The organism is Stenotrophomonas mexicanensis (assembly GCF_032911605.1).
GTDB classification, from domain to species: Bacteria; Pseudomonadota; Gammaproteobacteria; order Xanthomonadales; family Xanthomonadaceae; genus Stenotrophomonas; species Stenotrophomonas maltophilia_A.
Map to the genome: position 1 here is coordinate 12,479 of NZ_JAWJTG010000046.1, position 15,622 is coordinate 28,100.

Genomic DNA, 15,622 nt, shown 5'->3' on the forward strand with positions numbered 1-15,622 from the left:
AGCTTGCTCGACGGTGCTTGGCGCGAAATCAACAGCTGTCGGGCAAGCTCGACGCTACAGGGGGCGTTGCGCGTAACGGTCGGTAGCGCCGGGCCATGCCCGGCGAAGGCTCAGTTGGCCCAGACGCTGTTGGGATCGCCGTTGCGGGCGCGGCGTTGGCTGGCCACTGCCAGGCGGGCGAAGCCGAAGGCCATGGCCAGCGCAATGGCATCGACCCAGAACAGCGGCCAGTGCCCATGCGCGGCCGCACGCCACAGCCAGTCGCCACTGAGTGCACCGTGCAGGATCGGCACCAGCGCGGTACTGATCGCCGCCGCCCACAGCAGTTCGCGTGCCGCTTGCGCCGGGCGTCGCAGCGCGGCCCACAGCGCACAGGCCGCCCAGCTGCCGAAGCAGGCCCAGCGGATGCCGTGGTCGACCGCGGACGGTGCCAGCCGCTCCAGCACCAGTGCGGTGACGAACGCCACCGAAATCGCAACGCACAGCCCGATGCAGACGCCGACCGTGGCCCGTGCCATGTTCACCCCGGCACGCGGTTGCTGTGGCTGGCGACGCTTGCGCCGCGATTCGATCCACAACAGGTTGCCGGAGTAGAACAGGAAGGCACCGCCAAGGCCGAGCAGGAAGTACAGCCAGACCACCACACCGTTGCCAAACTCGCCGAAGTGCAGGGCATAGGCCGCGCTGAGCGTGGCGTGGTTGGCGTCGCGCTGGCCGGGCAGCTGCGAGGCCAGGACGTTGCCGGTGGCCACGTCCAGTGCCACCGCGCCGAGCGGGCCGAGCGTTCCGGTGGATTCGCCGGTGATCTCGATGGTGGCGTTGGCATCGCCGGCGTTGGCCAGCTTCAGGTAGGCCGGTTCGAAATTGGCCACGCCCTGTGCGCGGGCCACTTCAAGCGCGCGTGCATGCAGCACGCGCAGGCTGCCCGGCGGTGCCGGGATGCCGCTGGCGTCGCGCACGGGCGCGGTGTCCATTGCGGTCGGTACCGCCTGCAGGGCCTTGCCGTCGTAGATCAGCGGGTTGAGCAGGGCCATCTGCACGAACACCAGGCAGAGCAGGGCGCCAGTGACCGCGAACATCAGGTGGAAGGGCAGGCTGAGCACGCCGATCACGTTGTGCGCGTCCTGCCACAGTTGTTTCAGGTTGCGGCCCGGACGCAGCGCGAACAGATCACCGAACAGCTTTGGCAGGTGGATCACCAGGCCGCTGAGCAGGGCCATGCCATACAGCAGGCTGACGATGCCCATCACGTAGATGCCGGCCACCGGCAGGCCGAGGCTGTAATGCAGCTCGTTGACCAGTTCGGCCAGCCCGGTCTGTGGCGGCGTGGTGCTGCCGGCGATCTGTCCCGGCCAGGCGTAGCGCCAGCTGCCGTCATCGGCCTGCCAGTAGGCCAGTGGCTGCGGGTGTTCGGTGCCGGGGAAGGTCATGCCGACGTGGCGGCGCGCTTCCGGATGCGCGGCAAGCACGTCTTCCAGCAGGTACTGCGCGTCGTCCAGGCCGGCGGGGAGTGCGGTGGCTGCACCGGGCGTCTGCCACAGCGGCAGGTCGTGGTGGAACAGGGTCAGCGCACCCGCGTAGAAGGCCACGAACAGGCCGAAGCCGGCAACCAGGCCGACCCAGGTGTGCAGGGTGGTGAACGTGCGCAGCGTCTGCGAACTGAACTTCATGGGAAAGGTCTCATTGCACCGCGCCGGTCAGGCGCAGCAGCCCGAGCACGGCAAAGCCGGCGGCGGCGCTGCCGGCCAGCACCAGCCAGGCGCGCAGCGCGCTGCGGAAACTGAACGCCCACAGGGCGGCCAGCATCCACAGCGGGATGAAGGCGATGAGGGTCGGCACCAGCGCCCGTTGCCACGGGCCGGGCGGCAGCCACGCCAGCAGGCCGGTGACGGCGGCGGCCAGGAGGAAGCCGGCCACGATGCCGGCGAAGGCGCGCGGCCACATCACGGCGACTCCGTGCCGGGGCGATGCCAGGCGGCCAGTGCCGGCAGCAGCATCGCCGCCAGCATCCAGGTGCACAGCATCGCCACCAGGCCGGCGGCAAAACCGAGCTCGGCCATCCACAGCCACAGCGCGGCAGCGGCGGCGACCAGGCCGATCTGCCGCCCGAGGCGGCCGGCACGGCGCAGGCGCGGCCAGCGGCAGTGCGGCGAGGCGGCATAGAAGGCCAGCGCCGAGAACATCGCCGCCAGAATGCCCAGGCTGCAGAAGCCGAGCGTGGAAAGGCCGACGGTGATCATTGCGCGCGACCTGCGCGGCTGCAGGCTGGCGAACGCGGGGCACGGGCGGGGCCGGCGGGAGCCGGTCGGAGCGGGTGGCGCATCACGGGGTCCTGGGGGAAAGCGGGCAGGCTGGCACAGGGCGGCCTGCGCCGACATGGTAATCATTGCAATTTCACGCCGCCAGCGAGACCCATTCAGCGGACCGTACGGTAGGCCTTGGGCTTTCCCCTGCGCTGGTTTAAGATCAGCGTAGAACCCTGACTGGAACAAGGTGGCCCGCGCCCAGCGCCGGCCGAGCGTGCGACATGAGCACTACCACCGCCCACTGTTGACCTGCCCCCGAAGGCCCTGTGTTCCAGGCGCCCTCGCGGCGCTTTTTTATTGCCCGGGCGCCGCCCCGGGAACGCTTTCCAGCCCGCCCCGCGGGCCCCGCACGAAGCCACTGCGATGATCAACATTACTCTTCCCGACGGCAGCCGCCGCGAATTCGAAAACCCCGTCAGCGTCATGGAGGTCGCCCAGTCGATCGGCGCCGGCCTGGCCAAGGCCACCATCGCCGGTGCCGTGGATGGCGTGCTGGTCGATGCCAGCGACGTCATCGACCACGATGCCAGCCTGCGCATCATCACCGCCAAGGACGAGGAGGGCGTGGAGATCATCCGCCACTCCTGCGCCCACCTGGTCGGCCACGCCGTCAAGCAGCTGTACCCGGACGTGAAGATGGTGATCGGCCCGGTGATCGCCGAGGGCTTCTACTACGACATCTACTCCGAGCGTCCGTTCACCCCGGACGACATGGCCGCGATCGAGAAGCGCATGGGTGAACTGATCGCCCAGGACTACGACGTCATCAAGAAGGTGACGCCGCGCGCCGAAGTGATCGAGATCTTCAAGACCCGTGGCGAGGACTACAAGCTGCGCCTGATCGAGGACATGTCCGACGACATCCAGGCGATGGGCATGTATTACCACCAGGAATACGTGGACATGTGCCGCGGCCCGCACGTGCCGAACACGCGCTTCCTGAAGGCCTTCAAGCTGACCCGCATCTCCGGTGCCTACTGGCGCGGTGACGCGCAGAACGAGCAGCTGCAGCGCATCTACGGCACCGCCTGGGCCGACAAGAAGCAGCTCGAGGCGTACATCAAGCGCATCGAAGAAGCCGAGATGCGCGACCACCGCCGCATCGGCAAGCAGCAGGACCTGTTCCACCTGCAGGAAGAAGCGCCGGGCCTGGTGTTCTGGCACCCGAAGGGCTGGGCACTGTGGCAGGTGGTCGAGCAGTACATGCGCAAGGTGTACCGCAAGACCGGCTACGGCGAAGTGCGCTGCCCGCAGATCCTGGACGTGAGCCTGTGGCAGAAATCCGGCCACTGGGACAACTACCAGGACGCGATGTTCTTCACCGAATCGGAGAAGCGCACCTACGCGCTCAAGCCGATGAACTGCCCGGGCCACGTGCAGGTGTTCAACCAGGGCCTGCACAGCTACCGCGACCTGCCGATCCGCTATGGTGAGTTCGGTGCCTGCCACCGCAACGAGCCGTCCGGCGCGCTGCACGGCATCCTGCGCGTGCGTGGTTTCACCCAGGACGACGGCCACGTGTTCTGCACGGAAAACCAGGTCGAGGCGGAAGTGACCGCGTTCCACCAGCAGGCGCTGGCGGTCTACCAGCACTTCGGCTTCGATGAGATCCAGGTCAAGATCGCGCTGCGTCCGGAATCTCGCCTGGGCGATGACGCCACCTGGGACAAGGCCGAGGGCGCGCTGCGCTCGGCACTGTCCAGCAATGGGGTGGAGTGGCAGGAGCTGCCGGGCGAGGGCGCCTTCTACGGCCCGAAGATCGAGTACCACCTGAAGGACGCGATCGGCCGTACCTGGCAGCTGGGCACCATGCAGGTCGACTTCATGATGCCGGGCCGTCTGGGCGCCGAGTACGTGGACGAGAACAGCCAGAAGAAGCACCCGGTCATGCTGCATCGCGCCATCGTGGGCTCGATGGAGCGCTTCCTGGGCATCCTGATCGAGCACCATGCCGGCCAGTTCCCGACCTGGCTGGCGCCGACCCAGGTGGTGGTGGCCAACATCACCGACGCCCAGGCCGAGTACGTCTCGGGCGTGACCAAAACCCTTGCGGAGCAAGGCTTCCGCGTCAGCTCGGATTTGCGTAACGAGAAGATCGGCTATAAAATCCGCGAGCATACGTTGCAGCGCGTGCCCTACCTGCTGGTCATTGGTGACCGCGAGAAGGAAAATGGGGCTGTGGCGGTGCGTACGCGTTCTGGCGAAGACCTGGGCAGCATGAGCCTGCAGGCCTTCATCGAGCGGCTCCAGGCCGAGGGCGCGTAAGCAAAGGTCCGGTCCGGGGGCACAGGCACCCGGACCGGTTCGATACCCTTGGGAGAACGTAATATCAGCACCCCTGACAACAAACAGAACCGCAAGAATCAGGAAATCCGTGTGCCGCGCGTCCGCGTGATCGGCAGTGACGGAGAAATGATCGGCGTGTTGTCGCGCGACGAAGCGCTGTCCATGGCCGAAGATGAAGGCCTGGACCTGGTCGAAATCCAGCCGCAGGCCGATCCGCCGGTCTGCAAGATCATGGACTTCGGCAAGTTCAAGTTCGAAGCGCAGAAGAAGGCCAGCGAGGCCAAGAAGAAGACCAAGCAGGTCGAGATCAAGGAAGTGAAGTTCCGTCCGGTCACGGACGAGGGCGACTACCAGATCAAGCTGCGCAAGATGCGCGGGTTCCTCGAGGATGGTGACAAGATCAAGGTCAACATCCGTTTCCGTGGCCGTGAAATGAGCCACCAGGAACTGGGCCGCGAAATGGCCAACCGGATCGAGACCGATCTGGGCGAGGACATCGTCATTGAATCCCGTCCGCGCCTGGAAGGGCGTCAGATGGTCATGATGATCGCGCCGAAGAAGAAGACCTGAGGCCTGACGGGCCGCCTTCCGGGGCGCCTGGCTGAATGGTTCAGGGTAGAGGGACGCCATGGGCGTCCCTTTGCTTTTACAGGAAGCCGGTGAATTGCCGGCGAAAGGGTTGCAGGGGCTGGTGGCAGGGCGGTTTTGCCTGTATCATGCCCGGCTCGACCCACCCAGGACGGGTCGTACGCCGATCATGGCAGGACGGAAAGAGCGGCCCAGGCCGCCGCCAGATCAGTCAGAAACCAGGGTCATATCCCATCAAGGACATTGCAATGCCCAAGATCAAGACCAACCGGGCAGCGGCCAAGCGTTTCCGCAAGACCGCCTCGGGCAAGTACAAGTGCGGCCACGCCAACCGTAGCCACATCCTCACGAAGAAAGCGACCAAGCGTAAGCGTAATCTGCGTCAGACGGGCCATGTCCGTGCAGAAGACGCAGGCCGTCTGGACCGCATGCTCCCTTACCTCTGAGGAACTGAAAAATGGCACGAGTTAAGCGTGGCGTACAGGCGCGTCGCCGCCACAAGAAGATTCTGGATCTCGCCAAGGGCTATTACAACGCCCGTCGCAAGGTCTTCCGCGTCGCCAAGCAGGCGGTCATCAAGGCACAGCAGTACGCCTACATCGGCCGTAAGCAGAAGAAGCGCAACTTCCGTTCGCTGTGGATCACCCGTATCAATGCGGCTGCCCGCATCAACGGCCTGAGCTACAGCCGCTTCATGAACGGTCTGCTGAAGGCCGGTATCACCCTGGATCGCAAGGTCCTGGCTGACATCGCCGTGCACGACGCAGCCGGCTTTACCGCGCTGGCCGAAAAGGCCAAGGGCGCGCTGGCGGCATAAGTCCTTCCCGATGCCGTAACCGTTCACTCGGAACGGTGTCAGGTCAAGGCAATGCATGGGGAAGGGCGCAAGTCCTTCCCCATTCTTTTTTGGGTCCCGGCGAGGCCATGACGGCAGCGCGGGGACGGCGGTGGCGACAGGGGTCGGCCCTTCGCGCATCGCGATGGCAGATCGACTGGAGTTCCGGCCCCCCATGAGCGACATCCAATCCCTCACCACCCAGGCGCTGGCCGATGTGGCCGCCGCACAGAGCCCCGACGTGCTGGAACAGCTGCGCGTGGCGCTGCTTGGCAAGAGTGGCAGCATCACCTCGCAGCTCAAGCAGCTCGGCGCCCTGCCGGCCGACGAGCGCAAGGCCGCCGGTGAAGCGATCAACCAGGCCCGCGACGCGCTGACCCGCGCGCTGGGCGAGCGCAAGGCGCTGCTGGAAGACGCGGCACTGGATGCGCGCCTGGCCGCCGAAGCCATCGACATCACCCTGCCGGGCCGTAATGGCGACCGCGCCGGCCTGCATCCGATCACCCGCACCCTGGAGCGCATCACCGGCATCTTCGGCCGGCTGGGCTACGAGCTGTCGGAAGGGCCGGAGATCGAGGATGACTGGCACAACTTCGAGGCGCTGAACTTCCCGCCGCACCACCCGGCGCGCGCCATGCACGACACCTTCTACTTCGGCGACGGCCGCCTGCTGCGCACGCATACCTCCGGTGTGCAGGTGCGCTACATGGGCGACCACGCGCCGCCGCTGCGCATGATCGCCGCCGGCAAGGTGTACCGCAGCGACAGCGACCAGACCCATTCGCCGATGTTCCACCAGGTGGAAGGCCTGCTGGTGGACGAGCATTCGACCTTCGCCGACCTGAAGGGCACGCTGGCCGAGTTCGTGCGCGCCTTCTTCGAGCGCGACTTCGAGATGCGCTTCCGCCCGAGCTACTTCCCGTTCGTTGAACCGGGCGCGGAAGTGGACATCGCCTGGCAGCAGCCCGATGGCAGCACCCGCTGGCTGGAAGTGCTCGGCTGCGGCATGGTCCATCCGAACGTGCTGCGCAACGTCGGCATCGATCCGGAGCGCTACACCGGCTTTGCCTTCGGCATGGGCGTAGAGCGCTTTGCGATGCTGCGTTACGGCGTCAACGATCTGCGCGCGTTCTTCGAGAACGATGTGCGCTTCCTCAAGCAGTTCGCGTAAGCGCCGGTCCGTAGAGTCGAGCTTGCTCGACTGCTTCTAAATTCGCAGGCCCAGGCGCATGCGCCGGGCCCACCAGGGTGACACCATGAAATTCTCCGAAAACTGGCTGCGCAGCCACGTCCCGACCCGCGCTTCGCGCGATGAACTGAGTGCGGTGCTGACCGCCATCGGCCTGGAAGTGGAAGAAGTGACCGCGCTGGGCGAAGGCCTCGAGCACGTGGTCGTGGCGCGCATCGTCGACGCCGTACGCCATCCGGAAGCCGACCGCCTGCAGGTGTGCAAGGTCGATGCCGGGCAGGGCGAGCTGCTGCAGATCGTGTGCGGCGCACCGAACGCACGTCCGGGCCTGGTCGCGCCGCTGGCGATGGTCGGCGCGCAGATTGGCGAGCTGAAGATCAAGCCGGCCAAGCTGCGCGGCGTCGAGTCCAACGGCATGCTGTGCTCGGCCAAGGAGCTGGGCCTGGACAACGATGCCTCCGGCCTGCTGGAACTGCCGGACGACGCCCCGGTCGGCCAGACCCTGGTCGAGTACCTGGGCCTGCCGGACGCCAGCATCGAGATCAAGCTGACCCCGAACCGCGCCGACTGCTTCAGCCTGCGCGGTATCGCCTACGACGTCGCCGCGGCCACCCGCAGCGACGTGCTGGATTTCACCGCCGAGGCGATTCCCGCCATCGGCAGCCGTGAGCTGGCCATCCAGCTCGACGCCGGCGCCGAAGCACCGCGTTACCTGGGCCGTGTCATCGAAGGCGTCAACGCCGCCGCCAGGACCCCGCTGTGGATGGCCGAGCGCCTGCGCCGCAGTGGCGTGCGCCCGGTCTCGCTGCTGGTCGACATCACCCAGTACGTGATGCTCGAGCTCGGCCAGCCGATGCATGCCTACGACCTGGGCACCCTGCAGGGCAGCATCGCCGTGCGCCGTTCGCGTGCCGGCGAGAGCCTGAAGCTGCTGGACGGCCGCGACGCCGCGCTGGACGACAGCTTCCTGGTCGTGACCGACGCCGATCGTGCGGTCGGCCTGGCCGGCCTGATGGGCGGCTTCGACACCCGCGTCACCGACGCGACCACCGCCGTGTTCCTGGAAGCCGCACACTTCGCGCCGGCCGCGATCATGGGCCGTGGCCGCAAGCTGGGCCTGCACACCGATGCCGGCCACCGCTTCGAGCGTGGTGTCGATCCGGCACTGCCGCGTACCGCCATCGAGTACGCCACCCGCCTGGTGCTGGACCTGGCCGGCGGCACCCCGGCGCCGGTCACCGAGGCCGTGCGTGCGGCCGATCTGCCGCAGCCGGCAACCATCGTGCTGCGCCGCGCCCGCATCACCCGCGTGCTCGGCATCACCATCGACGATGCGGAAGTGGAGCGCATCCTGCGCGCGCTGGGCATGGACGTGGTTGCCACCGCCGACGGCTGGCAGGTCACGGCGCCGAGCCGCCGCTTCGACATCGCCATCGAAGAAGACCTGATCGAAGAGCTGGCGCGCATCCACGGTTACGAGCAGATCCCGACCACGCTGCCGGGCGGCGCCTCGCGCGTGGCGATGCCGAGCGAGACCCAGCTGGACGCACTGAGCGTGCGCCGCCAGCTGATCGCCCGTGACCAGCAGGAAACCGTCAATTTCGCTTTCGTCGACGATGCGCTGCTGAGCCAGTGGCAGCTGCGCGACGGCCTGGTGCCGCTGGCCAACCCGCTGTCGGCCGAACTGGCGGTGATGCGCCCGTCGCTGCTGCCAGGCCTGGTCGCCACGTTGGGCCGTAACGCCGCCCGCCAGCTGGGCCGCGTGCGCCTGTTCGAACTGGGCCGCGTGTTCGCCCAGCAGGCCGGCGACGGCCGGCCGGCGCCGCTGGAAACCCCGCGCGTGGCCGCTGCGGTCTGTGGCGATGCACAGGCACTGCAGTGGGGCCTGCCGGCCCGCAAGGTCGATTTCCATGACCTGAAGGGCGACCTGGAGTCGCTGGCGGCTGCCAGTGGTGCGGTACTGGAGTTCCGCCCGTCGGCCCGCCCCTACGGCCACCCGGCCCGTTCGGCCGAGGTGTTCCGCGATGGCGTGGCGATCGGCTGGATCGGTCAGATCCACCCGCGTCTGGCCAAGGCAATGGACATCGAAGCCGACGTCTACGCCTTCGAACTGGACCTGGAGCCGCTGACCGCCCGCCGCCTGCCGCGTGCCGGCGAGCTGTCGCGCTTCCCGGCAGTGCGCCGCGACCTGGCATTCCTGGTGCCTGAACAGGTGGCCTGGGCCGATCTCGCGGCCACCGTCCGCCAGGCTGCTGGCCCGCTGCTGCGCGACCTGAACCTGTTCGACCGCTACGTCGGCCAGGGCGTCGAGCCGGGATTCAAGAGTCTCGCTATGGGCTTGATTTTGCAGGACAAGTCGCGCACTCTGACGGACCGCGACGTGGATGCGGTGGTGGCCGAGGCGGTCACTGCCATCGAGCGTGAACATCACGCCCGGATCCGCGGCTGAGCGGGCAGCACTCGGGGGTAGCAGGCAATGGCATTGACCAAGGCGGAGATGGCGGAAAAGCTGTTCGACGAAGTCGGTCTGAACAAGCGGGAAGCCAAGGAATTCGTCGACGCGTTTTTCGATGTGCTGCGTGAAGCATTGGAACAGGGACGTCAGGTGAAGCTGTCGGGCTTCGGTAATTTCGATCTGCGGCGCAAGAACCAGCGCCCGGGTCGCAACCCCAAGACCGGCGAGGAAATTCCGATTTCCGCCCGTACGGTGGTCACCTTCCGTCCGGGCCAGAAGCTCAAGGAGAGGGTGGAAGCTTATGCTGGATCCGGGCAGTAACCGCGAACTACCGCCGATCCCGGCCAAGCGCTACTTCACCATCGGTGAGGTCAGCGAGCTGTGCGACGTCAAGCCGCACGTCCTGCGCTACTGGGAAACCGAGTTTCCCAGCCTTGAGCCGGCCAAGCGCCGAGGCAACCGCCGCTACTACCAGCGCCACGACGTGCTGATGGTGCGGCAGATCCGCAGCCTGCTGTACGAACAGGGCTACACCATCGGTGGTGCACGCCTGCGTCTGGACGGTCCCGATGCCCGCGAGGAATCGGCGCTGAGCAACCAGATCATCAAGCAGGTGCGCATGGAGCTGGAAGAAGTGCTGCAGTTGTTGCGCCGCTGATCCCATTTCCATCGTAATCCGCTATACTTCACGGCCCGCCGCACTGGCGGGCACATCGCAGCATCAGTCGGGGCGTAGCGCAGCCTGGTAGCGCATCTGCCTGGGGGGCAGAGGGTCGTCGGTTCGAATCCGGCCGTCCCGACCACTGTGATGAATCAAGAAGCCTGCGCAGCGATGCGTGGGCTTTTTTGTGCGTGCGGTGTATGCTGCGCGCCACTCGTACTACCGCGGCTGCTGAACCCGGTACTCACGAGAACACATCATGGAATCTGCAAGAAACCGTGCCTGGCGTCGCAGCCAGGCGCGCAACCGTGGTGGCGACCGCGCCACGACCGCCTATAGCTACAAGCCCGAGAAGAACTGGAAGCTGCTGTACACGCGCGATGCCAAGCTCGCGCGCGCACGCCAGCTGGGCTTCACCTATCCGGTGCTCAGCGCCCGCCAATTGCAGGAACAGGAATGATCAACCTGCTGTTCGTCTGCAGCCGCAACCAGCTGCGCAGCCCAACCGCCGAAGCCATGTGGCGACGGCGGCCCGGCTTCACTGCGCTGTCGGCCGGCACCAGCCCGCATGCACGACGCCCCATCGGCCCGGCGGACATCCGCTGGGCCGATGTCATCTTCGTGATGGAGGCCAAGCATCAGCATCGCCTGCAGGCCGCATACGCGCGCCTGCTGGAACACAAGCGCCTGCATTACCTGGATATCCCGGACGACTATCGCTGCATGGATCCCGTGCTGATGGATCTGCTGGACACCAAGGTGACCGCGTATCTCGATCAGCTGCCGGCAAAGCGGTAGATCAGCTCCGGGTCGCCGTCATCCAGTCCATGCACGATGCCGCTGTCGATGAAGCCCGATGCAACGAGCAGGCGCTGCATGGCGATGTTGGAGGCATTGGTCGAGGTGAACAGCTTGCGCTGTCCACGCTGTGCGATCGCGTGCCGCAGCAGTGCGGCGCCGACGCCCTGGCTGCGCCGCTCGCGCGCGACCATCAGCATTTCGACGAAGCCTTCGCCGAAGAAGTGCTCATGGAGGGTCATGTAGCCAACGATCTCGCGCTCCTGCTCGGCAACATGCACGTTGCCCCGCGCCAACCACTCGCCAATCTGTTCCGCCCGTCGAGGGTCGCTTGCCGCCACGCTGTCGAGTGCGATCAGCGCGGAGGCATCGGCGGGCGTCGCGTCGCGGAGGCGCAGCGCAGTCGCAGCGGGCATGGTCGGGCTCCTGACAGGAGGGCCCAGTCTATCGGCTCTGCCGCAGGCGCAGCCGCACCCGCCGCAGCCAGCGCGTGCTCGGCAGTCAGTACACGCGGAACTCGGCCCGGCAGCCGTCGCTGACCCACACGCCGCGTCGGTCCCAGCCCCAGTTGCGGTCCTCGATGCAGGCCGTCACCGACTTCTGCCTGATCAGGCGCACCTCGTGGCGCACACGGATACGGCATTCCTTGTCCTTCTTTTCGTAGGACTCGCAGACCAGGCGCTCGCCATCATCGTCACGGTCCCTGCCGCGGCCCGGCCAGCGTCCGCGCCCATAGCCGTCGGCGACGAACTCGGCGCGGCAGCCGTCGGTCACCCACAACGTGCGGCGGCTTTGGCCCCAGTTCTGGTTCTCCACGCACCGGGTCACCGACAGTTGCCTGGCCAGGCGCATGGGGCCTTCGATCGGGCATTGCGCGGTCTTGTTGAACTGCGATTCGCAGCGCAGCGCCGGAATGTGATCGGTGTCGTAGTCCTGTGCGGCTACGGTGGTGGCGGCCAGCAGCAGGGCAAGGGAGGTGCCGGTGATCGTCAGCAGCAGGCGATGGGACATGTGCAGGCTCGGTGGGGATGGGGCGGCAAGAATGGCCCAGTCCGGGGCTGCCGGAACGCTTCGTTCCGAAGATGGCTCAGTGGCGGTTTAGTAGTACGCGCGGGCCCATGCAGAGGCTTACATCCCGTATCATCGCTGCACATCCGATCGCATCGGTTTACACCCTCTTACATGTCTCCCACGCCGGTCGGCACAGCCTGTGGCTGTTGTCACTGGCATGCGGCCGGCGCGTGGAGGAGGATGCGCGGACCACGACGACCACAGGGGGTTGCGTTGATCAGCAGTACCGTCATTCATCGCTCGGCCGACGCAGGTGGCGCCGAGGTGCGGGTCCTGGACACCACGTTCAAGGGCAAGCATGTGTTCATTGCCTGGGGCCTGCGCGGGCCGGAACTGACACGCAGCGCGGACCCGGCTGCCACCGTGGCCGCACGCAAGGCGCTGCATGCGGTTGCCGGCCACAGCGAGGGGCCGCGCAGCCCGGAAGTGTTCATCGCCAACCAGTCGGCGGTGGCGATCACGGTCTATCGCCTGCTTACCGAGGCGCGCTCCGGCGATGCCATCTTCTTCCTGTGCGATTCACAGGCGGTGGTCGAGTGGCTCATCACCGCGCTGGAAGTGCAGGGCGCGGACTGATTCCGCGCTCCGGCGCGCATCGATTCACGCCAGCGCCGCGTCCACCGCAGCCCGTGCGTGCAGTGCAGTGGTATCGAACAGCGGCACTGCGCTGTCTTCCGGTCGTACCAGCAGCATGATCTCGGTACAGCCCAGGATGATGGCTTCGGCACCGCGCGCCACCAGTCTCGCGATCACGCCGGCGTAGACCTGTCGTGAGTGCTCGCTGACCACACCGGCGATCAGTTCCTGGTAGATGATGTCGTGCACGCTGCGACGATCATCGGCTTCGGGAACCAGCACCTCCAATCCGAAGCGATCCTGCAGCCGGCCGCGGTAGAAGTCCTGTTCCATGGTGAAGGCGGTACCGAGCAGGCCCACCTTGCGTGCGCCTGCCTGCACGATGGCCTGGGCGGTGGGGTCGGCGATATGCAGCAGCGGCAGTGGACAGACCGCCTCGATGCGGTCGGCCAGCTTGTGCATGGTGTTGGTGCAGATCAACAGCAGATCGGCGCCACCGGCCTGCAGGCGCCGTGCAGCGTCGGCCATGTGGTCGCCCAGCGCATCCCAGTCGCCGTCATGCTGCAGCTGCTTGATCGGGGCGAAGTCCACCGACCACAGCAGCAGCTGCGCCGAATGTGCGCCACCGAGGCGCTGCCGCACGTCCTCGTTGATGAGCCGGTAATACTGCGCCGAGCTTTCCCAGCTCATGCCGCCGATCAGGCCAAGGGTCTTCATGCACAGCTCCATGCCGGGGAGCCGTCATTGCAGCACAGCCGATGCGGGAGTTGCACTACAAATTAGTGATTGCTAATGTGTTGGTCATGATCGAGAACGCCCTCTTCAAAGCGCTGGCCGACCCCACCCGCCGCCACATCTTCGAAAAGCTGGCCGAGGGCGGGCAGCATGCCAGCGCGCTGCGCGAGGGCATGGCGATCAGCCAGTCTGCGATGTCCCAGCACCTGGCGGTGCTGCGCGATGCCGGGCTGGTGAGCGAACAGCGCCAAGGCCGCTTTGTCCACTACCAGGTCGATCCGCGCGGGCTGGCGCACATCGGCAACTGGCTGCAGCGCTACCGGGCCTACTGGCCCGCGCGGATGGATGCCTTGCAGGATCTGCTGAAGGAGATGGACTGATGGACGATGTTCTGCACGAAGCGGCTCCCGCGTTGGTGATGGAGCAGTGGCTGCCAGCGCCACCGGAACGGGTCTGGCGTGCACTGTTCGATCCGGCGCTGCGTGAGCGCTGGTTGCCGGCGGCCGATCTTGCCGATCCGCAGCCCTGCCTGTGCGAGGAGGGGCGGGAGCTGGGGTTCCGCCTGCGCGATGCGCAGCCTCCGCATCTGCACAGCCTGGTGTGTTTCCAGCTGCGCGCGGATGACGGTGGGGGGACGGTGCTGACCATCGTGCATCGGCTCACCGACCTGCGCGCGTTGCTGCCGTTGGCCGCCAACGACGATCATCGCACCATGATGCGCGCGGCCTGAGGCGGCGCCTGGATCAAACGCAACAGGGAGCAGGCACATGCGGGACAGAATGCAGCTGATACCGATGGTGGTGGAACGCAGCGAGCGCGGTGAGCGCTCCCATGACATCTACTCGCGGCTCCTGCGCGAGCGCATCATCTTTCTCAACGGCGAAGTCGATGACACTGTGTCGGCGCTGGTCTGCGCGCAGCTGCTGTTCCTGGAATCGGAAAACCCGGAGAAGCCGATCCATCTGTACATCAACTCGCCGGGTGGAGTGATCTCCAGCGGCCTGGCGATGTACGACACCATGCAATACATCTCGGCCCCGGTGCATACGCTGTGCATGGGCACCGCGCGGTCGATGGGTTCGTTCCTGTTGATGGCCGGCGAGCCCGGTCACCGCGCGGCGTTGGCCAATGCCAGCCTGCATGTGCATCAGCCGCTGGGCGGGGTGCAGGGCCAGGCGTCGGACATCTTCATCCACGCCGAGGAAATGCAGCGCACCAAGCAGCGCATCACCCGGCTGTATGCGCAGCATTGCGGACGCAGTGTCGAGGAGGTCGAGCAGACCCTGGACCGCGATCGTTTCATGAGTGCCGAGCAAGCATGCGAATGGGGCTTGATCGACCAGGTACTGGTACGGCGCGACGCGCTCGCGGCCTGAGCCTGCCTCTGTAACCACCGCATCCATGCTGCGCTGTGTGTGCCGCGCCAGGCCGGCGCACTCTATGCTGGTGGGATCTTCTGAAGTGGATGTCCGAGATGGCCCTGCATACCTGGTGGTGGTTTCTCGCCACGGTGTTCGTTCTGTGTGGTACGCCGGGGCCGAACATGCTGCATATCCTCGGTCGCAGCGTCGGGCTCGGCTTTCGCGGTAGCGTGCCGGCGATGGCTGGCTGCCTGCTGGCGATGCTGCTGGTGCTGGCGGCCTCCGCAGCAGGCCTGAGTGCGCTGCTGCATTCCTCGCCGATGCTGTTTGAGGTGCTGCGCTATCTGGGCGTGGCCTATCTGGCCTGGCTGGGCCTGAAGGCATGGCGTGACAGTTGCCGGCCGGCACCACCGGTGACGGTCGATGCCGCGCTGCCGGTTGCGGCGTCGCTGGGCGCGTGGAAGGTGTTCCGTGGTGGCCTTCTGGTGGGCCTGAGCAATCCCAAGCTGCTGCTGTTCGCTGCGGCGTTCCTGCCGCAGTTCGTCGACCCGTCGCGTGGCCAGGCGCTGCAGTACAGCGTGCTGGTCGCCACCTTCGCCGGCTGCGAACTGTTCTGGTACGTGATGTATGCCGCCGGTGGCCATGGCCTGCGCCGATGGTTGGCCAAACCCTTCGCGCGGCGCTGGTTCGAGCGGCTGGTGGGCAGCGTTTTCCTGGCCTTTGCAGTGGCCCTGCTGCGTTTCCGCCCGCGCTGATTCACG

At 66.6% G+C, this 15,622-nt stretch carries 21 protein-coding genes and 1 tRNA gene; 16 read left to right on the forward strand and 6 right to left on the reverse strand.

From position 1 onward, the window contains the following. Positions 1-110: 110 nt before the first annotated feature. Genes R1L06_RS16975 through R1L06_RS16985 form a run of 3 tightly spaced genes read right to left on the reverse strand, consistent with a single transcriptional unit; the run spans position 111 to position 2,240 of the window. Complete coding sequence (locus R1L06_RS16975; RefSeq protein ID WP_317218279.1) at positions 111-1,670, reverse strand: PepSY-associated TM helix domain-containing protein; 1,560 nt, start codon at positions 1,668-1,670, stop codon at positions 111-113. Between the two features lie 10 nt (positions 1,671-1,680). Beyond that, positions 1,681-1,944, reverse strand: coding sequence for a hypothetical protein (locus R1L06_RS16980; RefSeq protein ID WP_049401219.1), 264 nt, complete (start codon positions 1,942-1,944; stop codon positions 1,681-1,683). Next, positions 1,944-2,240 carry a hypothetical protein gene (locus R1L06_RS16985; protein WP_317218280.1) on the reverse strand — a complete coding sequence of 99 codons (297 nt, stop codon included), beginning with the start codon at positions 2,238-2,240 and terminating at the stop codon, positions 1,944-1,946. Before R1L06_RS16985 ends, R1L06_RS16980 begins: the two co-directional genes overlap by 1 nt. 429 nt (positions 2,241-2,669) lie before the next feature. Here R1L06_RS16985 and thrS point away from each other — a divergent pair, with 429 nt between their 5' ends. The 11 genes from thrS (at position 2,670) to R1L06_RS17040 (ending at position 11,118) form a co-directional block, all read left to right on the forward strand. Then, entirely contained in the window at positions 2,670-4,571 is a 1,902-nt protein-coding gene (gene thrS, locus R1L06_RS16990) for a threonine--tRNA ligase (protein ID WP_121504558.1), read from the forward strand. 48 nt (positions 4,572-4,619) lie between these two features. Continuing rightward, positions 4,620-5,162 carry a translation initiation factor IF-3 gene (infC, locus tag R1L06_RS16995; protein ID WP_005410437.1) on the forward strand — a complete coding sequence of 181 codons (543 nt, stop codon included), beginning with the start codon at positions 4,620-4,622 and terminating at the stop codon, positions 5,160-5,162. Between the two features lie 266 nt (positions 5,163-5,428). After that, the gene (gene rpmI, locus R1L06_RS17000) at positions 5,429-5,626 is read left to right on the forward strand and encodes a 50S ribosomal protein L35 (protein WP_005410436.1); all 198 of its coding nucleotides are present in this window, start codon (positions 5,429-5,431) and stop codon (positions 5,624-5,626) included. A gap of 11 nt (positions 5,627-5,637) precedes the next feature. Next, positions 5,638-5,997, forward strand: coding sequence for a 50S ribosomal protein L20 (gene rplT / locus R1L06_RS17005; RefSeq protein WP_006380762.1), 360 nt, complete (start codon positions 5,638-5,640; stop codon positions 5,995-5,997). A gap of 193 nt (positions 5,998-6,190) precedes the next feature. Then, positions 6,191-7,186, forward strand: coding sequence for a phenylalanine--tRNA ligase subunit alpha (locus R1L06_RS17010; protein ID WP_005417865.1), 996 nt, complete (start codon positions 6,191-6,193; stop codon positions 7,184-7,186). Between the two features lie 85 nt (positions 7,187-7,271). Next, positions 7,272-9,653 carry a phenylalanine--tRNA ligase subunit beta gene (gene pheT / locus R1L06_RS17015; RefSeq protein WP_317218281.1) on the forward strand — a complete coding sequence of 794 codons (2,382 nt, stop codon included), beginning with the start codon at positions 7,272-7,274 and terminating at the stop codon, positions 9,651-9,653. A 27-nt stretch (positions 9,654-9,680) separates the two neighbouring features. After that, positions 9,681-9,980, forward strand: a complete 300-nt coding sequence (locus R1L06_RS17020) for an integration host factor subunit alpha (RefSeq protein WP_005410432.1) — start codon at positions 9,681-9,683, stop codon at positions 9,978-9,980. Next, positions 9,961-10,317 (forward strand): MerR family transcriptional regulator, encoded by a 357-nt coding sequence (locus R1L06_RS17025; RefSeq protein ID WP_005410431.1) that lies wholly within the window; start codon positions 9,961-9,963, stop codon positions 10,315-10,317. Before R1L06_RS17020 ends, R1L06_RS17025 begins: the two co-directional genes overlap by 20 nt. Positions 10,318-10,385: 68 nt before the next feature. Then, a tRNA-Pro gene (locus R1L06_RS17030) sits at positions 10,386-10,462 on the forward strand. A gap of 117 nt (positions 10,463-10,579) precedes the next feature. After that, complete coding sequence (locus R1L06_RS17035) at positions 10,580-10,780, forward strand: hypothetical protein (protein WP_014037933.1); 201 nt, start codon at positions 10,580-10,582, stop codon at positions 10,778-10,780. Continuing rightward, positions 10,777-11,118, forward strand: coding sequence for a low molecular weight protein tyrosine phosphatase family protein (locus R1L06_RS17040; protein WP_317218282.1), 342 nt, complete (start codon positions 10,777-10,779; stop codon positions 11,116-11,118). Before R1L06_RS17035 ends, R1L06_RS17040 begins: the two co-directional genes overlap by 4 nt. On the opposite strand, the gene R1L06_RS17045 is transcribed toward R1L06_RS17040, so the two are convergent. After that, the gene (locus tag R1L06_RS17045; RefSeq protein ID WP_032128661.1) at positions 11,097-11,534 is read right to left on the reverse strand and encodes a GNAT family N-acetyltransferase; all 438 of its coding nucleotides are present in this window, start codon (positions 11,532-11,534) and stop codon (positions 11,097-11,099) included. The two genes, R1L06_RS17040 and R1L06_RS17045, sit on opposite strands and share 22 nt — an antisense overlap. A gap of 85 nt (positions 11,535-11,619) precedes the next feature. Next, positions 11,620-12,129, reverse strand: a complete 510-nt coding sequence (locus tag R1L06_RS17050) for a DUF3011 domain-containing protein (RefSeq protein ID WP_317218283.1) — start codon at positions 12,127-12,129, stop codon at positions 11,620-11,622. 240 nt (positions 12,130-12,369) lie between these two features. On the opposite strand from R1L06_RS17050, the gene R1L06_RS17055 reads away from it, so the two are divergent. Beyond that, the gene (locus tag R1L06_RS17055; RefSeq protein WP_012511691.1) at positions 12,370-12,765 is read left to right on the forward strand and encodes a hypothetical protein; all 396 of its coding nucleotides are present in this window, start codon (positions 12,370-12,372) and stop codon (positions 12,763-12,765) included. A gap of 24 nt (positions 12,766-12,789) precedes the next feature. Here the strand turns inward: R1L06_RS17055 and R1L06_RS17060 are convergent, their stop codons facing one another. Then, a complete protein-coding gene (locus R1L06_RS17060) occupies positions 12,790-13,482 on the reverse strand; it encodes an aspartate/glutamate racemase family protein (protein WP_125894325.1) in 693 nt (230 codons plus the stop codon). Between the two features lie 41 nt (positions 13,483-13,523). Here R1L06_RS17060 and R1L06_RS17065 point away from each other — a divergent pair, with 41 nt between their 5' ends. The 4 genes from R1L06_RS17065 (at position 13,524) to R1L06_RS17080 (ending at position 15,616) form a co-directional block, all read left to right on the forward strand. Further along, complete coding sequence (locus R1L06_RS17065; RefSeq protein ID WP_498371071.1) at positions 13,524-13,880, forward strand: ArsR/SmtB family transcription factor; 357 nt, start codon at positions 13,524-13,526, stop codon at positions 13,878-13,880. Then, on the forward strand, positions 13,880-14,230 hold the full coding sequence (locus tag R1L06_RS17070; RefSeq protein ID WP_100469071.1) for an SRPBCC family protein: 351 nt from the start codon (positions 13,880-13,882) through the stop codon (positions 14,228-14,230). The genes R1L06_RS17065 and R1L06_RS17070 overlap by 1 nt, the downstream gene beginning before the upstream one ends. 37 nt (positions 14,231-14,267) lie before the next feature. Then, on the forward strand, positions 14,268-14,876 hold the full coding sequence (locus tag R1L06_RS17075; RefSeq protein WP_032128666.1) for an ATP-dependent Clp protease proteolytic subunit: 609 nt from the start codon (positions 14,268-14,270) through the stop codon (positions 14,874-14,876). Between the two features lie 98 nt (positions 14,877-14,974). Continuing rightward, positions 14,975-15,616: a LysE family translocator gene (locus tag R1L06_RS17080; protein WP_032128667.1), complete on the forward strand. Its 642-nt coding sequence runs from the start codon at positions 14,975-14,977 to the stop codon at positions 15,614-15,616. Positions 15,617-15,622: the final 6 nt, after the last annotated feature.

Excerpts from the sequence above, each read along its gene's own strand:
- R1L06_RS17040 (WP_317218282.1), top strand. The coding sequence starts at position 10,777 with ATGATCAACCTGCTGTTCGTCTGCAGCCGCAACCAGCTGCGCAGCCCA.
- rpmI (WP_005410436.1), top strand. The coding sequence starts at position 5,429 with ATGCCCAAGATCAAGACCAACCGGGCAGCGGCCAAGCGTTTCCGCAAG.
- R1L06_RS17035 (WP_014037933.1), top strand. The coding sequence starts at position 10,580 with ATGGAATCTGCAAGAAACCGTGCCTGGCGTCGCAGCCAGGCGCGCAAC.
- R1L06_RS17010 (WP_005417865.1), top strand. The coding sequence starts at position 6,191 with ATGAGCGACATCCAATCCCTCACCACCCAGGCGCTGGCCGATGTGGCC.
- R1L06_RS17065 (WP_498371071.1), top strand. The coding sequence starts at position 13,524 with ATGCGGGAGTTGCACTACAAATTAGTGATTGCTAATGTGTTGGTCATG.
- R1L06_RS17080 (WP_032128667.1), top strand. The coding sequence starts at position 14,975 with ATGGCCCTGCATACCTGGTGGTGGTTTCTCGCCACGGTGTTCGTTCTG.
- R1L06_RS16985 (WP_317218280.1), bottom strand. The coding sequence starts at position 2,240 with ATGATCACCGTCGGCCTTTCCACGCTCGGCTTCTGCAGCCTGGGCATT.
- R1L06_RS17050 (WP_317218283.1), bottom strand. The coding sequence starts at position 12,129 with ATGTCCCATCGCCTGCTGCTGACGATCACCGGCACCTCCCTTGCCCTG.
- R1L06_RS16980 (WP_049401219.1), bottom strand. The coding sequence starts at position 1,944 with ATGTGGCCGCGCGCCTTCGCCGGCATCGTGGCCGGCTTCCTCCTGGCC.
- R1L06_RS16975 (WP_317218279.1), bottom strand. The coding sequence starts at position 1,670 with ATGAAGTTCAGTTCGCAGACGCTGCGCACGTTCACCACCCTGCACACC.
- R1L06_RS17025 (WP_005410431.1), top strand. The coding sequence starts at position 9,961 with ATGCTGGATCCGGGCAGTAACCGCGAACTACCGCCGATCCCGGCCAAG.
- R1L06_RS17075 (WP_032128666.1), top strand. The coding sequence starts at position 14,268 with ATGCGGGACAGAATGCAGCTGATACCGATGGTGGTGGAACGCAGCGAG.
- thrS (WP_121504558.1), top strand. The coding sequence starts at position 2,670 with ATGATCAACATTACTCTTCCCGACGGCAGCCGCCGCGAATTCGAAAAC.
- rplT (WP_006380762.1), top strand. The coding sequence starts at position 5,638 with ATGGCACGAGTTAAGCGTGGCGTACAGGCGCGTCGCCGCCACAAGAAG.
- R1L06_RS17045 (WP_032128661.1), bottom strand. The coding sequence starts at position 11,534 with ATGCCCGCTGCGACTGCGCTGCGCCTCCGCGACGCGACGCCCGCCGAT.
- R1L06_RS17060 (WP_125894325.1), bottom strand. The coding sequence starts at position 13,482 with ATGAAGACCCTTGGCCTGATCGGCGGCATGAGCTGGGAAAGCTCGGCG.
- R1L06_RS17020 (WP_005410432.1), top strand. The coding sequence starts at position 9,681 with ATGGCATTGACCAAGGCGGAGATGGCGGAAAAGCTGTTCGACGAAGTC.
- pheT (WP_317218281.1), top strand. The coding sequence starts at position 7,272 with ATGAAATTCTCCGAAAACTGGCTGCGCAGCCACGTCCCGACCCGCGCT.
- R1L06_RS17055 (WP_012511691.1), top strand. The coding sequence starts at position 12,370 with ATGCGCGGACCACGACGACCACAGGGGGTTGCGTTGATCAGCAGTACC.
- R1L06_RS17070 (WP_100469071.1), top strand. The coding sequence starts at position 13,880 with ATGGACGATGTTCTGCACGAAGCGGCTCCCGCGTTGGTGATGGAGCAG.